This window comes from Streptomyces sp. NBC_00663 (assembly GCF_036226885.1).
GTDB lineage: Bacteria > Actinomycetota > Actinomycetes > Streptomycetales > Streptomycetaceae > Streptomyces.
The window spans coordinates 6,930,474-6,947,616 of sequence record NZ_CP109027.1 but is presented as its reverse complement, the minus strand read 5'-3'; the positions used below and the strand labels follow the sequence as shown (position 1 = coordinate 6,947,616).

14 protein-coding genes are annotated in these 17,143 nt (G+C 71.4%); 7 read left to right on the top strand and 7 right to left on the bottom strand.

Annotation, left to right across the window (positions count from 1 at the left end; all coding sequences use genetic code 11):
• Positions 1–139 precede the first annotated feature (139 nt).
• A complete protein-coding gene (locus OG866_RS31715) occupies positions 140–1,342 on the top strand; it encodes a bifunctional adenosylcobinamide kinase/adenosylcobinamide-phosphate guanylyltransferase (RefSeq protein WP_329339997.1) in 1,203 nt (400 codons plus the stop codon).
• Here the strand turns inward: OG866_RS31715 and OG866_RS31710 are convergent.
• Positions 1,331–1,843, bottom strand: coding sequence for a methyltransferase domain-containing protein (locus tag OG866_RS31710; RefSeq protein WP_329339996.1), 513 nt, complete (start codon positions 1,841–1,843; stop codon positions 1,331–1,333). The two genes, OG866_RS31715 and OG866_RS31710, sit on opposite strands and share 12 nt — an antisense overlap.
• 137 nt (positions 1,844–1,980) lie before the next feature.
• On the opposite strand from OG866_RS31710, the gene cobT reads away from it, so the two are divergent.
• Genes cobT through OG866_RS31695 form a run of 3 tightly spaced genes read left to right on the top strand, consistent with a single transcriptional unit; the run spans position 1,981 to position 5,482 of the window.
• Complete coding sequence (cobT, locus tag OG866_RS31705; RefSeq protein ID WP_329339994.1) at positions 1,981–3,063, top strand: nicotinate-nucleotide--dimethylbenzimidazole phosphoribosyltransferase; 1,083 nt, start codon at positions 1,981–1,983, stop codon at positions 3,061–3,063.
• A gap of 41 nt (positions 3,064–3,104) precedes the next feature.
• Positions 3,105–4,787, top strand: coding sequence for a phosphatidylglycerol lysyltransferase domain-containing protein (locus OG866_RS31700; RefSeq protein ID WP_329339992.1), 1,683 nt, complete (start codon positions 3,105–3,107; stop codon positions 4,785–4,787).
• Positions 4,784–5,482: a hypothetical protein gene (locus OG866_RS31695; protein ID WP_329339990.1), complete on the top strand. Its 699-nt coding sequence runs from the start codon at positions 4,784–4,786 to the stop codon at positions 5,480–5,482. Before OG866_RS31700 ends, OG866_RS31695 begins: the two co-directional genes overlap by 4 nt.
• Here OG866_RS31695 and OG866_RS31690 read toward each other — a convergent pair.
• Positions 5,422–6,186 carry a hypothetical protein gene (locus OG866_RS31690; RefSeq protein WP_329339988.1) on the bottom strand — a complete coding sequence of 255 codons (765 nt, stop codon included), beginning with the start codon at positions 6,184–6,186 and terminating at the stop codon, positions 5,422–5,424. The two genes, OG866_RS31695 and OG866_RS31690, sit on opposite strands and share 61 nt — an antisense overlap.
• 68 nt (positions 6,187–6,254) lie before the next feature.
• Between OG866_RS31690 and OG866_RS31685 the strand changes: the two genes are divergently transcribed.
• Positions 6,255–7,043, top strand: coding sequence for an adenosylcobinamide-GDP ribazoletransferase (locus OG866_RS31685; protein ID WP_329339987.1), 789 nt, complete (start codon positions 6,255–6,257; stop codon positions 7,041–7,043).
• On the opposite strand, the gene OG866_RS31680 is transcribed toward OG866_RS31685, so the two are convergent.
• The 5 genes from OG866_RS31680 to OG866_RS31660 form a co-directional block, all read right to left on the bottom strand.
• Entirely contained in the window at positions 7,040–7,816 is a 777-nt protein-coding gene (locus OG866_RS31680) for an endo alpha-1,4 polygalactosaminidase (RefSeq protein ID WP_329339986.1), read from the bottom strand. The two genes, OG866_RS31685 and OG866_RS31680, sit on opposite strands and share 4 nt — an antisense overlap.
• Positions 7,813–8,439, bottom strand: coding sequence for a spherulation-specific family 4 protein (locus OG866_RS31675; protein WP_329339984.1), 627 nt, complete (start codon positions 8,437–8,439; stop codon positions 7,813–7,815). Before OG866_RS31675 ends, OG866_RS31680 begins: the two co-directional genes overlap by 4 nt.
• Positions 8,436–9,836 (bottom strand): hypothetical protein, encoded by a 1,401-nt coding sequence (locus tag OG866_RS31670; RefSeq protein ID WP_329339983.1) that lies wholly within the window; start codon positions 9,834–9,836, stop codon positions 8,436–8,438. The genes OG866_RS31675 and OG866_RS31670 overlap by 4 nt, the downstream gene beginning before the upstream one ends.
• Positions 9,833–11,359: a GT4 family glycosyltransferase PelF gene (gene pelF / locus OG866_RS31665; protein WP_329339981.1), complete on the bottom strand. Its 1,527-nt coding sequence runs from the start codon at positions 11,357–11,359 to the stop codon at positions 9,833–9,835. The genes OG866_RS31670 and pelF overlap by 4 nt, the downstream gene beginning before the upstream one ends.
• A gap of 117 nt (positions 11,360–11,476) precedes the next feature.
• The gene (locus OG866_RS31660) at positions 11,477–13,504 is read right to left on the bottom strand and encodes a hypothetical protein (protein WP_329339980.1); all 2,028 of its coding nucleotides are present in this window, start codon (positions 13,502–13,504) and stop codon (positions 11,477–11,479) included.
• 353 nt (positions 13,505–13,857) lie between these two features.
• Here OG866_RS31660 and OG866_RS31655 point away from each other — a divergent pair, with 353 nt between their 5' ends.
• Positions 13,858–15,390, top strand: a complete 1,533-nt coding sequence (locus OG866_RS31655) for a leucyl aminopeptidase (protein WP_329339978.1) — start codon at positions 13,858–13,860, stop codon at positions 15,388–15,390.
• A gap of 338 nt (positions 15,391–15,728) precedes the next feature.
• On the top strand, positions 15,729–17,117 hold the full coding sequence (lpdA, locus tag OG866_RS31650; RefSeq protein ID WP_329339976.1) for a dihydrolipoyl dehydrogenase: 1,389 nt from the start codon (positions 15,729–15,731) through the stop codon (positions 17,115–17,117).
• Positions 17,118–17,143: the final 26 nt, after the last annotated feature.

Sequence of the window (17,143 nt, the reverse complement as noted above, 5' to 3'; positions counted from 1 at the left end):
GTACGCCTCCCAGGTATGACTAGGGTTCAGAGCCTATTCGGTTGTCCGCGGCTGCGTGGGGGTTGATCGCGCAGTTCCCCGCGCCCTTCAGGGCATGCAGCGCGCGCATGATCAGAAGTTACCGGCGAAAATCAGTCCTGTGGACGTGACTTTGCTCGGTACCGGCGGGCCCTCGGGGCTCCCCCGGCCCTCCTGCCCCTGTTCCTCGTGTGCTGTCGCGCTCGGTGTCGACGCCCGTGCCGCCACCGCGCTGCTCGTCGACGGGGCGCTCATGATCGATCTCACGCCCGGCGTCGCCTTCGCCGCCGCTCGGGCCGGGCATTCGTTGGGCGGGGTGCGGCAGGTGCTGTTGTCGCATCCGCACGACGGGCCCGCCGTCGAGGTGCCCGCGGGGCTGCCGCAGCCGGGGCGGGTGCCGGACGGGCGGGAGTTGGCGCTGCTGACGGGGCATCGGGTGCGGGCGGTGGCGATGGACGCGCCGGGGACCGGGTACGCGGTCACCGGGCCGGACGGGCAGCGGTTGCTGTATCTGCCGCCGGGCGGGGCTCCCGCGGGGCTGGAGGACAACGGCAGGGACGTCTACGACATGGTCCTCGCCGATGTCGTGGAGCGGCCGGACGCGCTGGCCAGGCTGCGGGCGGTGGGGGCCGTGGGGCCGACCACCGATGTGGTCGCCGTGCATCTGGACCATGACGTGCCGCCGGGTGCCGAGGTGCGGCGGCGGCTCGCGGCGGCCGGGGCGCGGGTCGTGCCCGACGGGACGACGCTGGCCGTCGGCGCCTACGAGGACGTACCGGATGTGCCGCGGCGGACGTTCGTGCTGGGCGGGGCGCGGTCCGGGAAGTCGGTGGAGGCGGAGCGGCGGCTGGAGGCCTTCCCGGATGTGCTGTACGTGGCCACGGGCGGGACACGCGACGGGGACGGCGAGTGGGCGGCGCGGGTCGCCACGCACCGGGAGCGGCGGCCGGGGTCGTGGCGTACGACCGAGAGCTGTGACCTGGTGCCGCTGCTCGCCGACGAGGGGCCGCCGTTGCTGATCGACTGTCTGTCGCTGTGGCTGACGGACGCCATGGACGCCGTCGGGGCGTGGGACGACGCGGAGTGGGCCGGGGGCGGGGAGCGGGCACTGCGGGAGCGGGTGCGGGAGTTGACGGAGGCGGTGCGGGCGACGCGGCGGACCGTCGTCGCCGTGTCGAACGAGGTGGGGTCGGGGATCGTCCCCGCCACCGCGTCCGGGCGCCGCTACCGGGACGAACTCGGGCGGCTGAACGCTGCGTTCGCCGGGGAGTGCGAGCAGGTGCTGCTGGTGGTGGCGGGGCAGGCGCTGGTGCTACGCGGGTGAGGGCGCCCGGCGGGCGATCACCCGGGTCGTTCTCGACAGTCGGTCGAGGGCGGCGTGACGGGTGGACGGGAGGATCGCGCAGCTCCCGGCCTCCAGTGCGGGGCGCAGGGTCTCGACGGCCTCCGTGGTCTCCACCAGTACGAGGCCGCCGGGGCGGAGGAACGTCAGGACCGCGGCGAGTTCCTCGGTGGGGTGCAGGACGCTGACCACGTCGTAGCGGCCGGTCAGCGCCCGGGTGAGGTGCGGGGAGGCCGGGCTGCCGAGGTAGGCCTCCTCCACCCGTTCCGCCTCGCGGGCCACCAGCACGGCGGTGGTCGTGTCGAGGCCGTCGAAGGAGGTGTAGGGGAACAACGCCTTGGCAGCGGCCGGGAAGTGGGCGTGGCCCGTGCCGATGTCGAGCCAGCTCTCCGGTTCCGGGTTCAGGCGCAGCATCGCGCGGGCCGTCGAGCGGTGGCGTCGTCTGCGGTCGAGGTCGGTGAGACGGGCGCGCAGGCGTTTCATGGAGGCTCCCTGAGACGTACGACAATCCACTACAAAACGGAACGTAAGGGATCTCGATCTTGGGAGCAACGACGTCAGGGGGGCGTGGTGGCCATGTGGCGCCGTTCTGTTCGATCGGTGCCGGTACTGTTCGGCGAATGAGCTCGCTTAATCTCGACGACTTCTCCGATCTGATCGAGCGCCCCGACGGCGGGGTGCGCCGCGACGCCGAGGCGCGTCGTGAGCGCCAGATCGTGCCGCCCGGGTCGCTGGGCCGCCTGGACGACCTGGGTGAGTGGCTGGCCGCCGCGCAGTCGGCCGTGCCGGTGCGGCCGGTCGAACGGCCGCGGGTCGTGCTCTTCGCCGGTGACCACGGCATCGCCGAGCTCGACGTCTCGGCCCGACCGGCGGGCAGCGCCGGGGAGTTGGTGCGTGAGGTACTGGCGGGCGGGCGCCCGGTGTCGGTGCTCGCGCGACGGCTCGGGGTGCCGGTGCGGGTCGTCGACATGGCGCTGGACACCGACCCGGAGACGCTGCCGGAGGATGTCGTCCGGCATCGGGTGCGGCGCGGCAGCGGTCGTATCGACGTCGAGGACGCGCTGACCCTGGAGGAGGCGGAGGCCGCGTTCCGGGCCGGGATGACGGTGGCCGACGAGGAGGCCGACTCCGGTACGGATCTGGTGGTGCTCGGCGATGTGAGCGTCGGCGGGACCACGGCGGCGGGCGTGCTCATCGCCGCGCTGTGCGGGACCGACGCGTCGGTGGTGACCGGGCGGGGCGGCCTCGCGATCGATGACCTGACGTGGATGCGCAAGTGCGCGGCGATCCGGGACGCCTTGCGGCGGGCGCGGCCGGTGCTCGGCGATCAGCTTCAGCTCCTCGCGACCGTCGGCGGGGCCGACCTCGCCGCACTCACCGGGTTCCTGTTGCAGGCCGCGGTGCGGAAGCTGCCGGTGGTCCTGGACGGGGTGGTCGTCGCCGCCTGTGCGCTGGTGGGCCAGCGGATCGCCTTCCGGGCGCCGGACTGGTGGCTGGCGGCACACGACTCCGGGGAGCCGGGCCAGGCGAAGGCGTTGGACCGGATGGCCCTTGAGCCGCTGCTCGACCACGGAGTGCGGGTGGGAGAGGGCGCCGGGGGGCTGCTCGCGCTGCCGTTGGTGCAGGCCGCGGCGGCGCTGGCGGCCGAGCTGCCCGAGCGGCCGGAGCCGGCCGTCGAGGAGGAGCCGGAGAAGGAGGAGTAGGTCCGGCACAACGGACATGGGCGCCCATATGATCCCCTCTCATGGGATACGCCCGATTTGCCGTCTGGTACCTCCGGCTCGTCGCGTTCGTCAACTTCCTCAGTGCGGTGTGGGTGTCCCTGGGGCAGGACGTGCGGCGGCACAACCAGGAGGATCTGTTCACGCCGTATCTGCTGACCGCCGGCTTCGCCTCCGGGGTCTTCACGGCGTTCCTGGCGATCACCATGCGGCGCCGCAAGCGGGCCGCATGGCTGCTCAACCTCGGGCTGAGCGGGGCGTTCCTCGCGCTGTTCGCGTTCGCCATGGTGTTCCCGGAGATCCGGCGGCACCCGCAGAACTGGGTGTCGCTGACCCTCACCGCCGCCTTCGTGAGCGCACTGCTGCTCGGCCGGCGGGAGTTCTACGCCAAGGGTGACCGGGCCAACCCGAAGCTGGCCGCGGCCGTCGGCGCGGGCGGGCTGCTCGTCTCCTCGCTGCTCGCGGCGCTGCTGGTGACGGTGACCAACGAACGGCACTCCACCTTCGCCGCCTGCTGGCGCTACGGCACCCTGCGCCTGGTCTCCATCACCGACTTCCGCTCCCCCGGCATCGCCACCCCCAACTGGGTCGACGTCACCGTCAACGCACTCAGTACGGTCCTCCTCCTGGCCGTCCTCTACGCCGCCTTCCGCTCCCGCCGTGCCGTCGACCCGCTGACCGACGACGACGAGAAGCGGCTGCGGGAGCTCCTCGACCGGCACGGCGACCGGGACTCGCTGGGCTACTTCGCGCTGCGCCGGGAGAAGAGCGTGGTCTGGTCGCCGAGCGGGAAGGCCGCCGTCGCCTATCGCGTCGTAGGAGGTGTGGCCCTGGCCTCCGGGGATCCGCTCGGCGACCCGGAGGCCTGGCCCGGCGCCATCGAGCCGTGGCTCGACCAGGCGCGGGCGCACGGGTGGATCCCGGCCGTGATGGGGGCGAGCGAGGAGGCGGGAACCGTGTACGCGCGGCACGGGCTGGACGCGCTGGAGCTCGGGGACGAGGCACTCGTGGAGGTCGCCGAGTTCACGCTGGAGGGGCGGGCCATGCGGACCGTGCGGCAGGCCTACAACCGGGTGCGGCGGGCCGGGTACATGGTGCGGATCCGGCGGCACGAGGAGATTCCGGCCGAGGAGATGGCCGCGCTGGTCAAGCGTGCCGACGACTGGCGGGACGGGGCCACCGAGCGCGGGTTCAGCATGGCGCTGGGGCGACTCGGGGACGCGCGGGACGGGCGCTGCGTGATGCTCGAATGCAGGGACGGCCAGGGCGAGTTGAGGGCGCTGCTGTCGTTCGTGCCCTGGGGGCCGCACGGGCTGTCACTGGACCTGATGCGGCGCGACCGGGACTCGGACAACGGGCTGGTCGAGTTCATGGTGATCGATCTGCTGCGGCGGGCCCGCGAGATCGGGATCACTCAGGTGTCACTCAACTTCGCGATGTTCAGGTCGGTCTTCGAACGTGGTGGACGGCTCGGTGCGGGACCCGTGCTGCGACTGTGGAGGTCGCTGCTCAGCTTCTTCTCGCGCTGGTGGCAGATCGAGTCCCTGTACCGCGCCAACGCCAAGTACCGGCCCATCTGGGAGCCGCGGTTCCTGCTCTTCGAGAAGAGCGCGGACCTGCCGCGCATCGGGCTCGCCTCGGCGCGCGCGGAAGGCTTCCTGGAGCTGCCGGGGAGGCACCGGACGCACCTGGAGAAACCGAGATGACGACGCTCGCCCGCTGGGCCCGTGCCGAATGGGGGCCGCTGTACCTCGCCGTACGCGGACCGCTGGTCCGGCGGCGGTGGCGGGCGGCGCCGATGACGGTCGGGGTGGTGGGTCTGACGGCGGTGCTGCACGTCGTCCACAACCAGGCGTGGGGCTTCCGGTTCGTCGAGGACGTGGGGGCCGTGCGGGCCGAGGATCCCCTCTGGCCGGCCCTGCTCCGCACTCCCCTGTCGCTGTTCGTCCCCGCCCTCGACCTCCCCGTCTGGGGCGCCCTCGCCCAGATCCTGCTGGTGTTCGGCATCGCGGAGATCTGTCTGGGCTGGTGGCGCACGCTCGTCATCGCCTACGTCGCCACCCTCGCCGGCACGCTGTACGCGCGCGTGGGCATCGGGCTGGGTCCCGACAGCCCGCTCGGCCTGCCCGCCTCGGACGCCCTGGTCGTGGACACCGGCCCGTCGGCGGCGGTGGTGGGGCTGGCGGTGTTCCTGGGCTGGCGGTACCGGGCGTACGTCACCGCGGGCGTGGTGATCGTCGCGATGGTGGTGGAGGTGCTGCTGAAGGACAACCTCGCGGGCAAGGAGCATCTGGCGGCGATCGCGGCGGTGCTGGTGCTGTGCGCGGTGTCGGCCCCGCGTCACCGGCGGCCGGCGTCGAGGGCCGGGTCGGGGTCGGGCTTGCCGCCGATCAGGTCCTGAAGGCGGCGGCTGGGTCCGGCCCATCGGCGGTCGTGGTGGTAGGCGCGCAGGATCGACCTGGCGCGGGCCCGCGGGCGGCGCCGGTAGAAGCGGCGGGCCCAGGGTGAGCCGGGGCGGGCCAGGCGGACCAGGCCGATGATGCCCACGAACGGGACGACGACGCTGAAGATGGCCATCCGCGCCTTGCCCTTGAGCAGTACGGCCAGGGCGAAGAGGAAGTTGACCAGCACGGTCGTGATGACACTGCCGCGGTCCTTGAGCTCCTCCTGGCTCATGTCGTTGACCCCGAACGGCGAGAACCCGGACAGCATCAGCCCCACCAGAGCCGCGGTGAGCACGACGACCTCGACGCTCTTTCTCCCCTCCTCCGTCCAGTAGACGTCGTCCAGGTGCAGGATCAGCGCGAACTCGTCCAGCACCAGACCGGCGCCGACCCCGAACACCACCGCGAACGCCGCCGACCCGAAGCCGTGCCGCGCGCTCGCGACCGCCCCGAAGCCGCCCAGGATCGTCAGGATGACGCCGGGCACCACATGGTGGATGTGCACCCCGCCCGTGCTGATGTTGCCGAAGGGGCCCTTGCCCGCGCGGATGAGACGGGTGATGACCCGGGTGACCAGGAAGGTGACGACGAACGCGGTCAGGGCCAGGAGCAGCGGCAGCTTGCCGGGTTCGACGATGTTGCGGTGCAGCCAGTGGCCCATGCGCCCAGTCTCGGGCCGACGGGGGTGGGCTGCCCGGCGGGTGCGGCGACCGGGCTACTCTTCCGGGCGTGTCCACGTCCCCGCAGCTCCACGGCCGTCTGCACGGCCTCCGTTTCGCCTTCGGCACCCTGAGCGTGCTCCCCGTCCGGGTGAGCCGCTGGGACCGGGAGGCGGCGCGCGGCGGCATGCTGTGCGCTCCGCTGGTGGGTGTGGTGATCGGCGGGCTGGCGGCGGGCGTCGGGCTCGCGCTGCTGTGGCTGGGCTCCGGGGCGCTCCTCGCCGCGGTCGGCTCCGCCGCGGTGCCCGCGGTACTGACCCGGGGCCTGCATCTCGACGGCATCGCCGACACCGCCGACGGACTCGGCAGCGGGAAGCCCGCGGAGGACGCGCTGCGGATCATGAAGCAGTCGGACATCGGTCCGTTCGGCGTGCTCACGCTCGTCTTCGTGCTGCTCGGCCAGGTGGCCGCGCTGGCACAGGCGTACGACGACTCCTGGACCCGGGGTGCGGTGGCCGCGGTCGTCTCGGGCATGGTGGCGCGGCTCGCGCTGACCCTGGCCGCCCGTGCCGGAGTGCCGGCCGCCCGGCCGGAGGGGCTGGGTGCGGCGGTGGCGGGGGTGGTGCCGGTGGCGGGCGCGGCCGGGGTCGCGGTCGGGGTGCTGGTGGCGGCGGCCGGGGGCGGGCTGCTGGCGGGGAGCTACGGGCCGGTCATCGCCGTCGTCGTCGCTCTCGCCGCGTCCGAACTTCTGCTACGGCACTGCACGCGCCGCTTCGGCGGGATCACCGGGGACGTGTTCGGCGGGCTCGCGGAGACCGCGGCCACAACAGCACTGGTCGTCCTGACCTTCGGCATCTAGCAGGCCTTGCGCCACACCCCCAGCTCGTACTTCTTCGCCATCGAGCTCAGCTTCAGCCGGCGTGACTCCGCGCAGAAGGCGCTCGTCGGCAGCTCGTACTCCACGTGGAACACGGCCTTGCCCGCCTTGATGAAGGGCGTGTTGGCCTCGCACTCGTCGTACTGGGCGCACTGCTCGTTGACCGCGAAGTCGAAGTCGTCGACCAGCCGCGGGATCTGGTCCAGGTCGTTCTTCAGGCCCACCGCCATACCGCGGTCGTGCGCGAGCTTCGCGATCAGACGGTTGTAGCGGAGCTGGTCGGAGGCCTTCAGCTCGAAGCCCGTGCGGTTCTTGTAGCCGTCCATGTTGTCCGGCTCCACCGCGTCGAAGCCCTTGTCGCGACACATGTCGATGCGGGCCGCCATCAGCGGCTCCAGTACGTCGATCTGCCGGATGTCGAGCCAGCGCTCGCCCTCCCAGCCGTTGCCGCGGCCGATCACCGACTCGGGGAACCGCTTCGCGTCGGGCCGCCAGTCCTCCCAGGCGCCGGTGGAGAGATAGCAGATCACCTTGCGGTCCTCGCGGTGCAGGGCGGTCACGGTCGCCTTGGGCTGGTCGAAGCCGTCGATGTCGTAGACCGGCACGTCGACGGAGGTGTCGATCTTCCGGCCGCTCAGCTGCCACTGCCAGGCCAGCCCGGGGGTCGGCTGCCAGCGCGTGCCCGGCTTCCCGTCCTGGGCCGTGGTGCAGGCGGCCAGGAGAAGCAGGGGGAACAGCCAGAGGAGGCGTTTCACTGAGCGGGCTCCAGAGTGTGGGGCAACGTACCCCAAGGATGATCACCCATACCCGGCACCCCGCAGTACAGATCCGCCCCGTGCACCGCGAGATCCGCGCCACGCGGGACGCCGTACACGAGATGACAGAGCCGTACGTCCGAGGTGCCGCGCCACTGCGGCGGGCCGAGGTGGAGGTACGACGTCCAGGGGCCCTCGAAGGTCACCAGGACGTCGGCGACGCGGGCGTAGGAGGGGTGCGGCGCGGTTCCGTGGTTCAGGGCGAGGGTGCCTCGCACGGCTGTGGCGAGCCTGCGGTAGTACATGAACTCGGCTTCTCCTGAGGCGACTTGATCGAGGAAGGCGCCGTCCGTGGCGTACCAGTCGCGGTGGTGGGCGAGGTCGCGGACGACGTCGGCGTGGGGGCGGCGGGCGTAGGCGGTGTCGACGTAGCCGAGTGTCCGTACGCCTGCCTCGCGCAGTCTTGCCGCGATCTCGGCGAAGGCCTCGTCGGGGCGGTCGCCGGGCCCGCTGGCCGGGTTGAGGACGACCGCGTAGAGGTGGGGTGCCGCCTCGATGATCGCGTCCCATTCCGCGGGGCGGACGGACGGGTGCTCGTAGTACGGGAGCAGCAGGTTCGTCATCGGTGGGCGGTCGCCTTCCCCAGCAGGGCGCAGGCCAGGGCTGCTTGGGTCGCGGCGGCGGTCGCGTACACGGTCAGGGCGATGCCGTGCGGGCTGCCCGGGTGGGTCAGCGGGACGAGGGTCTGGGCCAGGGCCGCCGTGCAGCAGATCGCTGTCGTGCGGAGGATCGCGCCGAAGGACTGGAGCAGCAGGGCTGTCCACAGGACCGCGCCCAGGAGCAGCAGGGGTGCCGGGCTGATTCCGGTGGCCAGGGCCAGGGCCAGGGCCAGGGCGAGGAGGGTGAGGAGGTAGGCGGTGAGGTGGTGCAGGAGGGTGCGGGTCGTGGTGCGGCGGAAGGCGGTTGGGGTGGTGCTGGAGTGCAGGGCGGCCACGCCGGTGCTGCGGAGGCGGTGGAGGAGGTATTCGGCGGGGCCCATGCTCAGGGTCAGGGCGACTGCGGCGAGGTTGTCCTCCAGGGCTGCGTGGAGGACGAGGGTGCCGGTGGCCAGGCCGAACAGGGCGTGCGGGAAGGACGCGATGAGTTGGGGGCCTGTTGTTGCGTTTCGGCTGCGGGTGCGTGGGGGCTGGGCGCGCAGTTCCCCGCGCCCCTGAGGTGCGTTGCCCGCGGGCGTGACTTCAAGTGCTGCCAGGACTGTCACCGTCAGCAGCGAAGCCAGCAGCAACGTCAGTCTCGTCGCGTTCGGGACGGAGTGGAGCAGGGTCAGGATTGCTCCTGCCGCCATCGGCAACAGGGCCAGCAGCAATGCTCGTTCGCGGGCCCGTACCAGCAAGATCGTCGATGCTCCCAGGTACAGGGACTGGCCCACCGCGAAGGCCGTGGACTGGTCGACCGTGCCTGAGACCAGGAATGCCACCAGGGCGCCCAGCACCACCCCCGTGGGCGCGCCCAGCAGCAGGCTGCGTTTCGCCGCCCTCACGTCGCCCAAACCCAGCCAGGTGTACGCCCGATGGGCCAGGCCCTGGTTCCAGGTCCAGCCGGTCAGGGCGCTCGCCAGGAGCGGGAGCGGGGCCGCGGCGCCCAGGACGTAGGCGAGGCCAGGGAGGGCGAAGAGCACTCCTCGGAGCAGGCAGGTCAACAGGCTTACCCGCCACGGGTCGTGGGGTGGGGTCCGTGGTTCGGGGTGGCGGCGGGTGACGCGTTCGTAGAGTTCCTCGGCCAGCGCGAAGGAGTTCTTCACGCCGTACCGCTCGCGTATCTGGTCGTCCGACAAGCCGTCGGACTCCAGGAGTGCGGCGATCTCGTCGGGGTGGACGGCCGCCGCCACGAAGTCGTCGAGGCGGGCGGCGAGTTCGTCGACGGGGTCGGGGCCGGCCCAGCTGGGCGCGGTGCGTTGTCTGGGGATGGTGGGGAAGGTCTCCGGGCCGGTGCCTGGAGAGAGCCGGATCGAGCCGCTCACCAGTCGGTTCCGTCCGTCGCGACCGCCGCGTACCAGGGGTCGCGCAGTTCGAGGGTCCAGTCGGTGACGGTCTCGATCGTGGGCTCGTACACCTCGGGCAGGCCCGCGAGTTCCTGGTAGATGGTGCGGAAGGCGTCCACGGAGCGGCGGAGCGTGAAGCGGTCGATCACTCGCTGGCGGGACAACTCGCCGAGCTTCAGGCGGCGTTCGTCGTCCTTGAGGAGGGTCAGGGCCGCTGCCGCCATCTTCTCCGGTTCCCTCGGCGGGACGACCAGGCCCGTGTCACCGACGGCCTCGCGCACGCCGCCCACGTCCGTCGACACCGTCGTACGGCCGCAGGACATGGCCTCGATGATGGAGAACGGGAAGCCCTCGGAGATGGAGGAGAGCATCACCACGTGGCCGGCCGCGTAGGCGCGCCAGACCTCGCTGATGCGGCCCTCGAAGGTGAGGCCGTCGGTGACGCCGAGTTCGGCGGCGAGTTTCTCCAGGCGGGTCTTGTACTCCTCGCCGCCCGGTGGGACCGGGCCGAACAAGCGCAGGCGGGTCGTCGGGAGTTCGGCGCGGACCATGGCGTAGGAGCGGATCAGGGTTTCGAGGTCCTTGATGGGGTCGACTCGGCCGCACCAGGTGAGGGTGGGGGCGGCGGGTTCGGGGCCCGCGTGGGGGAAGGCGGCCGGGTCGACGCCGTTGTAGACCGTGCGGATCTTGTCGGCGTCGGCGCCGCCGCGCTCCTCCCAGCGGCGGTTGTACTGGTTGCACGGTGTGATCAGGTCGGCGGCCCTGTATCCGTGTGAATTGAGTTCACGGTAGAAGCCGAGCATGAAGGCCTTCACCGGCCAGCGCTGGGCGTCGGAGCGGTAGCCGAGGTAGCGCTCGCGGAGGTAGATGCCGTGTTCGGTGAGGAGGAAAGGCACGCCGTCCAGATGGTGGGCGGCGAGGGCGGGCAGGGTCGCGAGGCCGCTGCTCACCGCGTGCGCGACCGAGTCCTCGGGGATCCGTACGCCCAGCGGGCGCAGGGCGTGTTCCAGGAGGTCGGTGGCGGTCAGGGCGTCGTGGACCGTGGGGTGGGCGGCGGCGGTGGGCAGGTGCGGCATCGTCCAGATCCACATCAGGGAGCGCAGCGCCGATTCGGTGCGCAGGGCCGCCGACAGCCACCCGTCGCGGGCCGGTCGGGCCAGTTCGCGCAGGGACTCGCCGAAGTCGTGGTGGTCGTGGTTCCCCGGGTCGAGGAAGGAGAGCAGGAAACGCTCGTAGGAGTCGAGGAAGCGGCGCCTCGCCCTGCCGTACGGGACGGTCCTGCGGCCGGGGCGTGGGCCCCAGGTGGGGACCGAGGTGTGGCGGTAGACGTTCGGCGGCAGCTCCCAGGTCACGGGTTCGCGACCGCTGCCGGTGAGCGACAGGATGTGGAAGTCGACCTCCGGCATGCCCTTGATCAGCTGGTCGCACCAGGTGCTGACGCCGCCGTGGACATGTGGGTAGGTGCCTTCGGTGAGCATGGTGACGTGACTGCCCGTGCGCATCGCAGCGCGGTTCCCCCCTGTTATGCGGATGTGGTCCGGGGAACTGCGCGCCATGGCCGACTGCGGGTTCGTCGTGGCTTGTCGCGCAGTTCCCCGCGCCCCTGAGGGCGTTGTGCGCTACGGCAGTTTCAGTGTCACCGCACTCTGTAGTACCTCCGGCGCGGTCCACGCCGAGCGCCTGCCCGCGTACGGGGTGCCGAACGTCGCTGTGCCCAGCAGGAGTTGCTTCTTCGTGCCCTCCGGCGCCGTCACCGGGATCTGCGTCCCGCTCGGGGCCGTGATCGTCACCGTGTTGCCGACGCGGTACGCCGTGACCTTGCCGGAGGCCAGCGCGGCCTGCCAGCCGGCGCGGCGCTGGAGTTCGGTGCCGATCGCGGCCTGGGCGAGGTTCTCCAGCGGGGTGTTGTCGGCGAACAGGGCCTGGTAGTCGGCCAGCACCTTGTTCAGGACCGGGTAGAGGGTGCGGTCCTCGGCCAGGTTGGACTGGTGGGCGTAGTGCGGGCGGGGGTCGCCCGAGATCGCGTGTCCGAGGGCGGTGCGGGCCTCCTGCGGGACGATGTAGGACTGGTAGCCGGTGGCCGTGTCGAGGGGCGCCGGCAGGCAGGTGGACGTCGGGTTGTTCTCGCACAGGCCGCTGCCGCCGTCGGCCGCCGAGGTGTAGATCCAGTTGTACTCGTCGGCCATCTCCGCGTCGGTGCCCACGTTGTAGTACACGTTCATCGGATAGCGGGGCACGGTGAGGGTGCCGCTGCCGACCGCACGCTGGTCGGGTTCACGGGAGTTGTCGGAGGCGGTCCACTTGACGCCGTTGGCGGCGAGGGCGCCGGCCAGGTTGGGGTTGTCGTCGGGCTGCTGGGGCAGGGTGCGCAGGCCCGAGTGTTCGCCGGTGACGAGTTCGGCGCGGTTGAGCGGGAGGCCCTTGCCGACGCCCCAGTTGTAGTTGTTGCTGATCTCCGCGGAGATGTCGGCGCGGCTCAGGTACTGGGTCGTGCCGTCGGCGTTCTTGGCGCAGCTCCACGGCACGCCGGTGGTGTCCTGGACGCAGCCGAGGAACTTGTGCGTGTAGGTGTGGTTGATCCAGCGGTACTTCGCCTTGTCGGCGAGCAGTTGGGCGGCGAGCGCGTCGGCGCCGCCGTTCTCGGTCTTCCACTCCTCGCCGGAACCGGCGTTGTAGACCATGTCCAGCTTGAAGCCGTGCTCCTGCTGCCACTGCGCCGCGTACTGGGCGTCGGCCGCGGTCATCCGGATCGGGGCGGTCCCCTCGCCGTCGCCGCCGGGGCAGGTGAAGTCGCCCGGGGTGCAGTGGTGGGCGGTGTCCCAGCGGCTGTCGGGCGCGAAGACGTCGTCGACGTGTACCTCGAAGGAGTTGCGGGTCTGCCCCAGGTGCACGCCCTGGGTGAGCCACTCGACGATGCCGCGGGCGAGCACCCGGAACTGCTGCTGGTACTGGTTGTAGGCGAAGGTCACGACGAGTTCGCGGCGTCCGTCGTGCGCGTACTCGCCGATCAGGCTGCCACGTCCGGTGCCGCCCGGCACGGGTACGTCGACATAACTGGTGAACCCGGTGCGGGGCGTGGCGACGAAGCCGTAACTCTCCTGCGTGGTGGCCGAGTTGTCCTCGAAGGCGACGGCCCCGTCGAGATAGCCGAACCAGCCCGACTTCCCGGCGGTGGTGACGTCGGCGGTCCGGCCGTCCAGCGTCCCGGAGTACGCGCTGTAGTCCAGGCCCACCTCCGGGTGCGCCCAGGTGTAGGCGTCGACCTGCGGGATGCCGTACGTCCGCTCGTACGTCTCCAGCGCGGTCTGCTCCGCCGAACCCGCGCCGAAGGGGGCCTCGTTGGGCAGTACGACGCCCTGGTAGCGGGCCCTGGCCGTGCCGTTGACCGTGTCGGCGAGGAACGCGGCCGTGAGGGACGGGCGGTTGGCGTCGTTCAGGTCGACGACGGTGTACGGGATGCCGGTGTTCCTGAGCTGGGCGGTGATGGCCTGGACCGGGCTGTCGCCATTGTCCACGACCAGCACCTTCAGGTCGATACGTGGTGTCGCCGCGGCGACGGCGCCGGGAGCCCCCAGTCCCAGCGCGATCAGCCCCGCCGTCGTGGAGACGGCCGCGGCGACCTTCCATCTGTGCGCACGGTGCGCCATTGGTGTCCCTTCCCCCCAGAAGATCCCCTTGCGCCCCATTGAGGGGAAATCTGCGGAGGATCCGTGGAAATCATGCAAAGCGGCGAGCAGAGCGCCCGCCGGAACACAGTGAGTGTGACCGAGGTGACCGGGAGTGAGAGCTGAGAAGTGGCCACGACGCCACCCACAGGTGAACGCCCGTAGGAATGAGCGAAAGCGCGCCACGCGCGTAGGCTCGTTCCGGGTGTTCATCGACGGGGTGAAGGCCCCGGTCGATGCCGCCCCCGGACCCGGATCTAGGGTCGGCTGTCGGGCCCGGTCGACCCACCCGCTCGACCACTGGAACTTCACATCGGAAGCGAGATTTCACCACCGTGACTGCTCTCACTCTCAGCACCGCCGCGGCGCCCGGCCTGCGGGCCGACGCGATCGTGATCGGTGTCGCCAAGGGCACTGCATCCCGGTCTGGGGACCTGGTCGTCGCCCCGGGCGCCGAAGCCGTGGACAAGGCCTACGACGGCAAGCTCGCCGGTGTCCTGGAGACCCTCGGCGCCTCCGGTGCCGAGGGCGAGGTGACGAAGCTGCCCGCGCCGTCCGGCTTCAAGACCCCGCTCGTGCTGGCGGTGGGTCTCGGCCCGGAGCCCGAGAAGGACTCCTCCTTCGACGCCGAGGCGCTGCGCCGGGCCGCCGGTGCGGCCGCCCGCACGCTGCACGGCGCCAAGAAGGCCGCGTTCGCGCTGCCCCTGACGGACGCCGCCGACGCCGGCGCGGTCGCGGAGGGCGCGCTGCTCGGCGCGTACTCCTTCGACGCGTACAAGGAGAACGGCAAGGACCCGAAGAACGCCAAGGCCCCGCTCGCCGAGGTCGCCCTGCTGGGCGGCAAGCCCCGCGACAAGGCGTACAAGGCGGCCGTCGAGCGCGCCCTCGCGGTCACCGAGGAGCTGAACCGCGCTCGAGACCTGGTCAACACCCCGCCGAACGATCTCTACCCCGAGGCCTTCGCCGCCGTCGCGCAGGCCGCGGCCAAGGAGCACGGCATCAAGGTGCAGGTGCTCGACGGCAAGGCGCTGGTCAAGGGCGGCTACGGCGGCATCCTGGGCGTCGGCGGCGGCTCCGAGGCGAAGCCGCGGCTGGTGAAGCTGTCGTACACCTCCTCCAAGGCGAAGAAGCACCTCGCGTTCGTCGGCAAGGGCATCACCTACGACTCGGGCGGCATCTCGCTGAAGCCGGCCGGCCACAACGAGACGATGAAGTGCGACATGAGCGGTGCGGCGGCGGTCTTCGCCGCGATCGTCGCCGTCGCGCGGCTCGGTCTTGAGGTGAACGTCACCGGGTGGCTGGCGCTCGCCGAGAACATGCCGTCGGGGTCCGCGGTGCGCCCGGGTGACGTGCTGCGCATGTACAGCGGCAAGACCGTCGAGGTCCTCAACACCGACGCGGAGGGCCGGCTGGTGCTGGCCGACGCGCTGTGGGCGGCGTCGGAGGAGAAGCCGGACGCGATCGTGGACGTCGCCACGCTGACCGGGGCGATGATGCTGGCGCTGGGCAGCCGGACGTTCGGGATCATGGCGAACGACGACGCGTTCCGCTCCGCGGTGCACGAGGCGGCCGAGGAGGTCGGCGAGCCGGCGTGGCCGATGCCGCTCCCCGACCACCTGCGCAAGGGGATGGACTCGCCGACGGCCGACATCGCGAACATGGGTGAGCGGATGGGTGGCGGTCTGGTCGCCGGGCTCTTCCTGCGGGAGTTCGTGGGCGAGGGCATCACCTGGGCGCACCTCGACATCGCGGGTCCGGCGTTCAACGAGGGTGGGCCGTTCGGGTACACGCCCAAGGGGGGTACGGGTACGGCGGTGCGTACGTTGGTGCGGCTGGCGGAGCTGACCGCCGCGGGTGACTTGGGCTGACCGTCGCCTGAGAGCCCGGTGCCCGGGGTTCGCGGGCGACTGCGGGCCGGCTGTGGCCGGTCGCGCAGTTCCCCGCGCCCCTGGGGCGGAGCCGCAGATCGATACAGCCCCGCGCCCCTGGGGGCGTCAGCCCTTGGGCATCTCACTCCGTGCCCTCTTCACATGTGAGCGTGTGGCGTCTCACACCCCGGCCCGGCGTCTCGTTCCCTTCCGACAAGTGCGAAGATGGGGCTCGGCAGGACAGGGCCCCACCACAGGGCCGAAGAAAGAGCGGCCGGACACCAGCCGCCGACCGGTCCCGCAGACCGGCGTAGGCGCACATGCATGGAGGACGTGACGTGGCGAACGACGCCAGCACCGTTTTCGACCTAGTGATCCTCGGCGGTGGTAGTGGCGGTTACGCCGCGGCCCTGCGCGGGGCGCAGCTGGGCCTGGACGTCGCCCTGATCGAGAAGGACAAGGTCGGCGGCACCTGCCTGCACCGGGGATGCATCCCCACGAAGGCCCTGCTCCACGCGGGCGAGATCGCCGACCAGGCCCGCGAGAGCGAGCAGTTCGGTGTGAAGGCCACCTTCGAGGGCATCGACATCGCCGGTGTCCACAAGTACAAGGACGGCGTGATCTCCGGCCTGTACAAGGGCCTCCAGGGGCTCGTCGCCTCCCGGAAGGTCACCTACATCGAGGGCGAGGGGCGGCTCTCCTCCCCGACCTCCGTCGATGTCAACGGCCAGCGCATCCAGGGGCGGCACGTGCTCCTCGCGACCGGCTCCGTGCCGAAGTCGCTGCCGGGCCTGGAGATCGACGGCAACCGGATCATCTCCTCGGACCACGCCCTCGTCCTGGACCGCGTACCGAAGTCCGCGATCATCCTCGGCGGCGGTGTGATCGGCGTGGAGTTCGCCTCCGCCTGGAAGTCCTTCGGTGCGGACGTCACCGTCATCGAGGGCCTCAAGCACCTCGTCCCGGTCGAGGACGAGAACTCCTCCAAGCTTCTTGAGCGCGCGTTCCGCAAGCGCGGCATCAAGTTCAACCTGGGCACCTTCTTCTCGAAGGCCGAGTACACCGCCGACGGCGTCAAGGTCACCCTGGCCGACGGCAAGGAGTTCGAGGCCGAGGTCCTGCTGGTCGCGGTCGGCCGCGGCCCGGTCTCCGCCGGTCTCGGGTACGAGGAGCAGGGCGTCGCGATGGACCGCGGCTATGTCCTGGTCGACGAGTACATGCGGACGAACGTCCCCACCATCTCCGCCGTCGGCGACCTCGTCCCGACGCTCCAGCTCGCGCACGTCGGCTTCGCCGAGGGCATCCTGGTTGCGGAGCGTCTGGCCGGTCTCAAGGCCGTCCCGATCGACTACGACGGTGTCCCCCGTGTGACCTACTGCCACCCGGAGGTCGCCTCCGTCGGTATCACCGAGGCCAAGGCCAAGGAGATCTACGGTGCGGACAAGGTCGTCGCTCTGAAGTACAACCTGGCGGGCAACGGCAAGAGCAAGATCCTCAACACCGCCGGCGAGATCAAGCTCGTCCAGGTGAAGGACGGTGCCGTGGTCGGCGTCCACATGGTCGGCGACCGCATGGGCGAGCAGGTCGGCGAGGCCCAGCTGATCTACAACTGGGAAGCGCTGCCGGCCGAGGTCGCCCAGCTCATCCACGCCCACCCGACGCAGAACGAGGCGCTCGGCGAGGCCCACCTGGCCCTGGCGGGCAAGCCGCTGCACGCGCACGACTGACCCTCGGTCGAACACCGCGAAGCGAC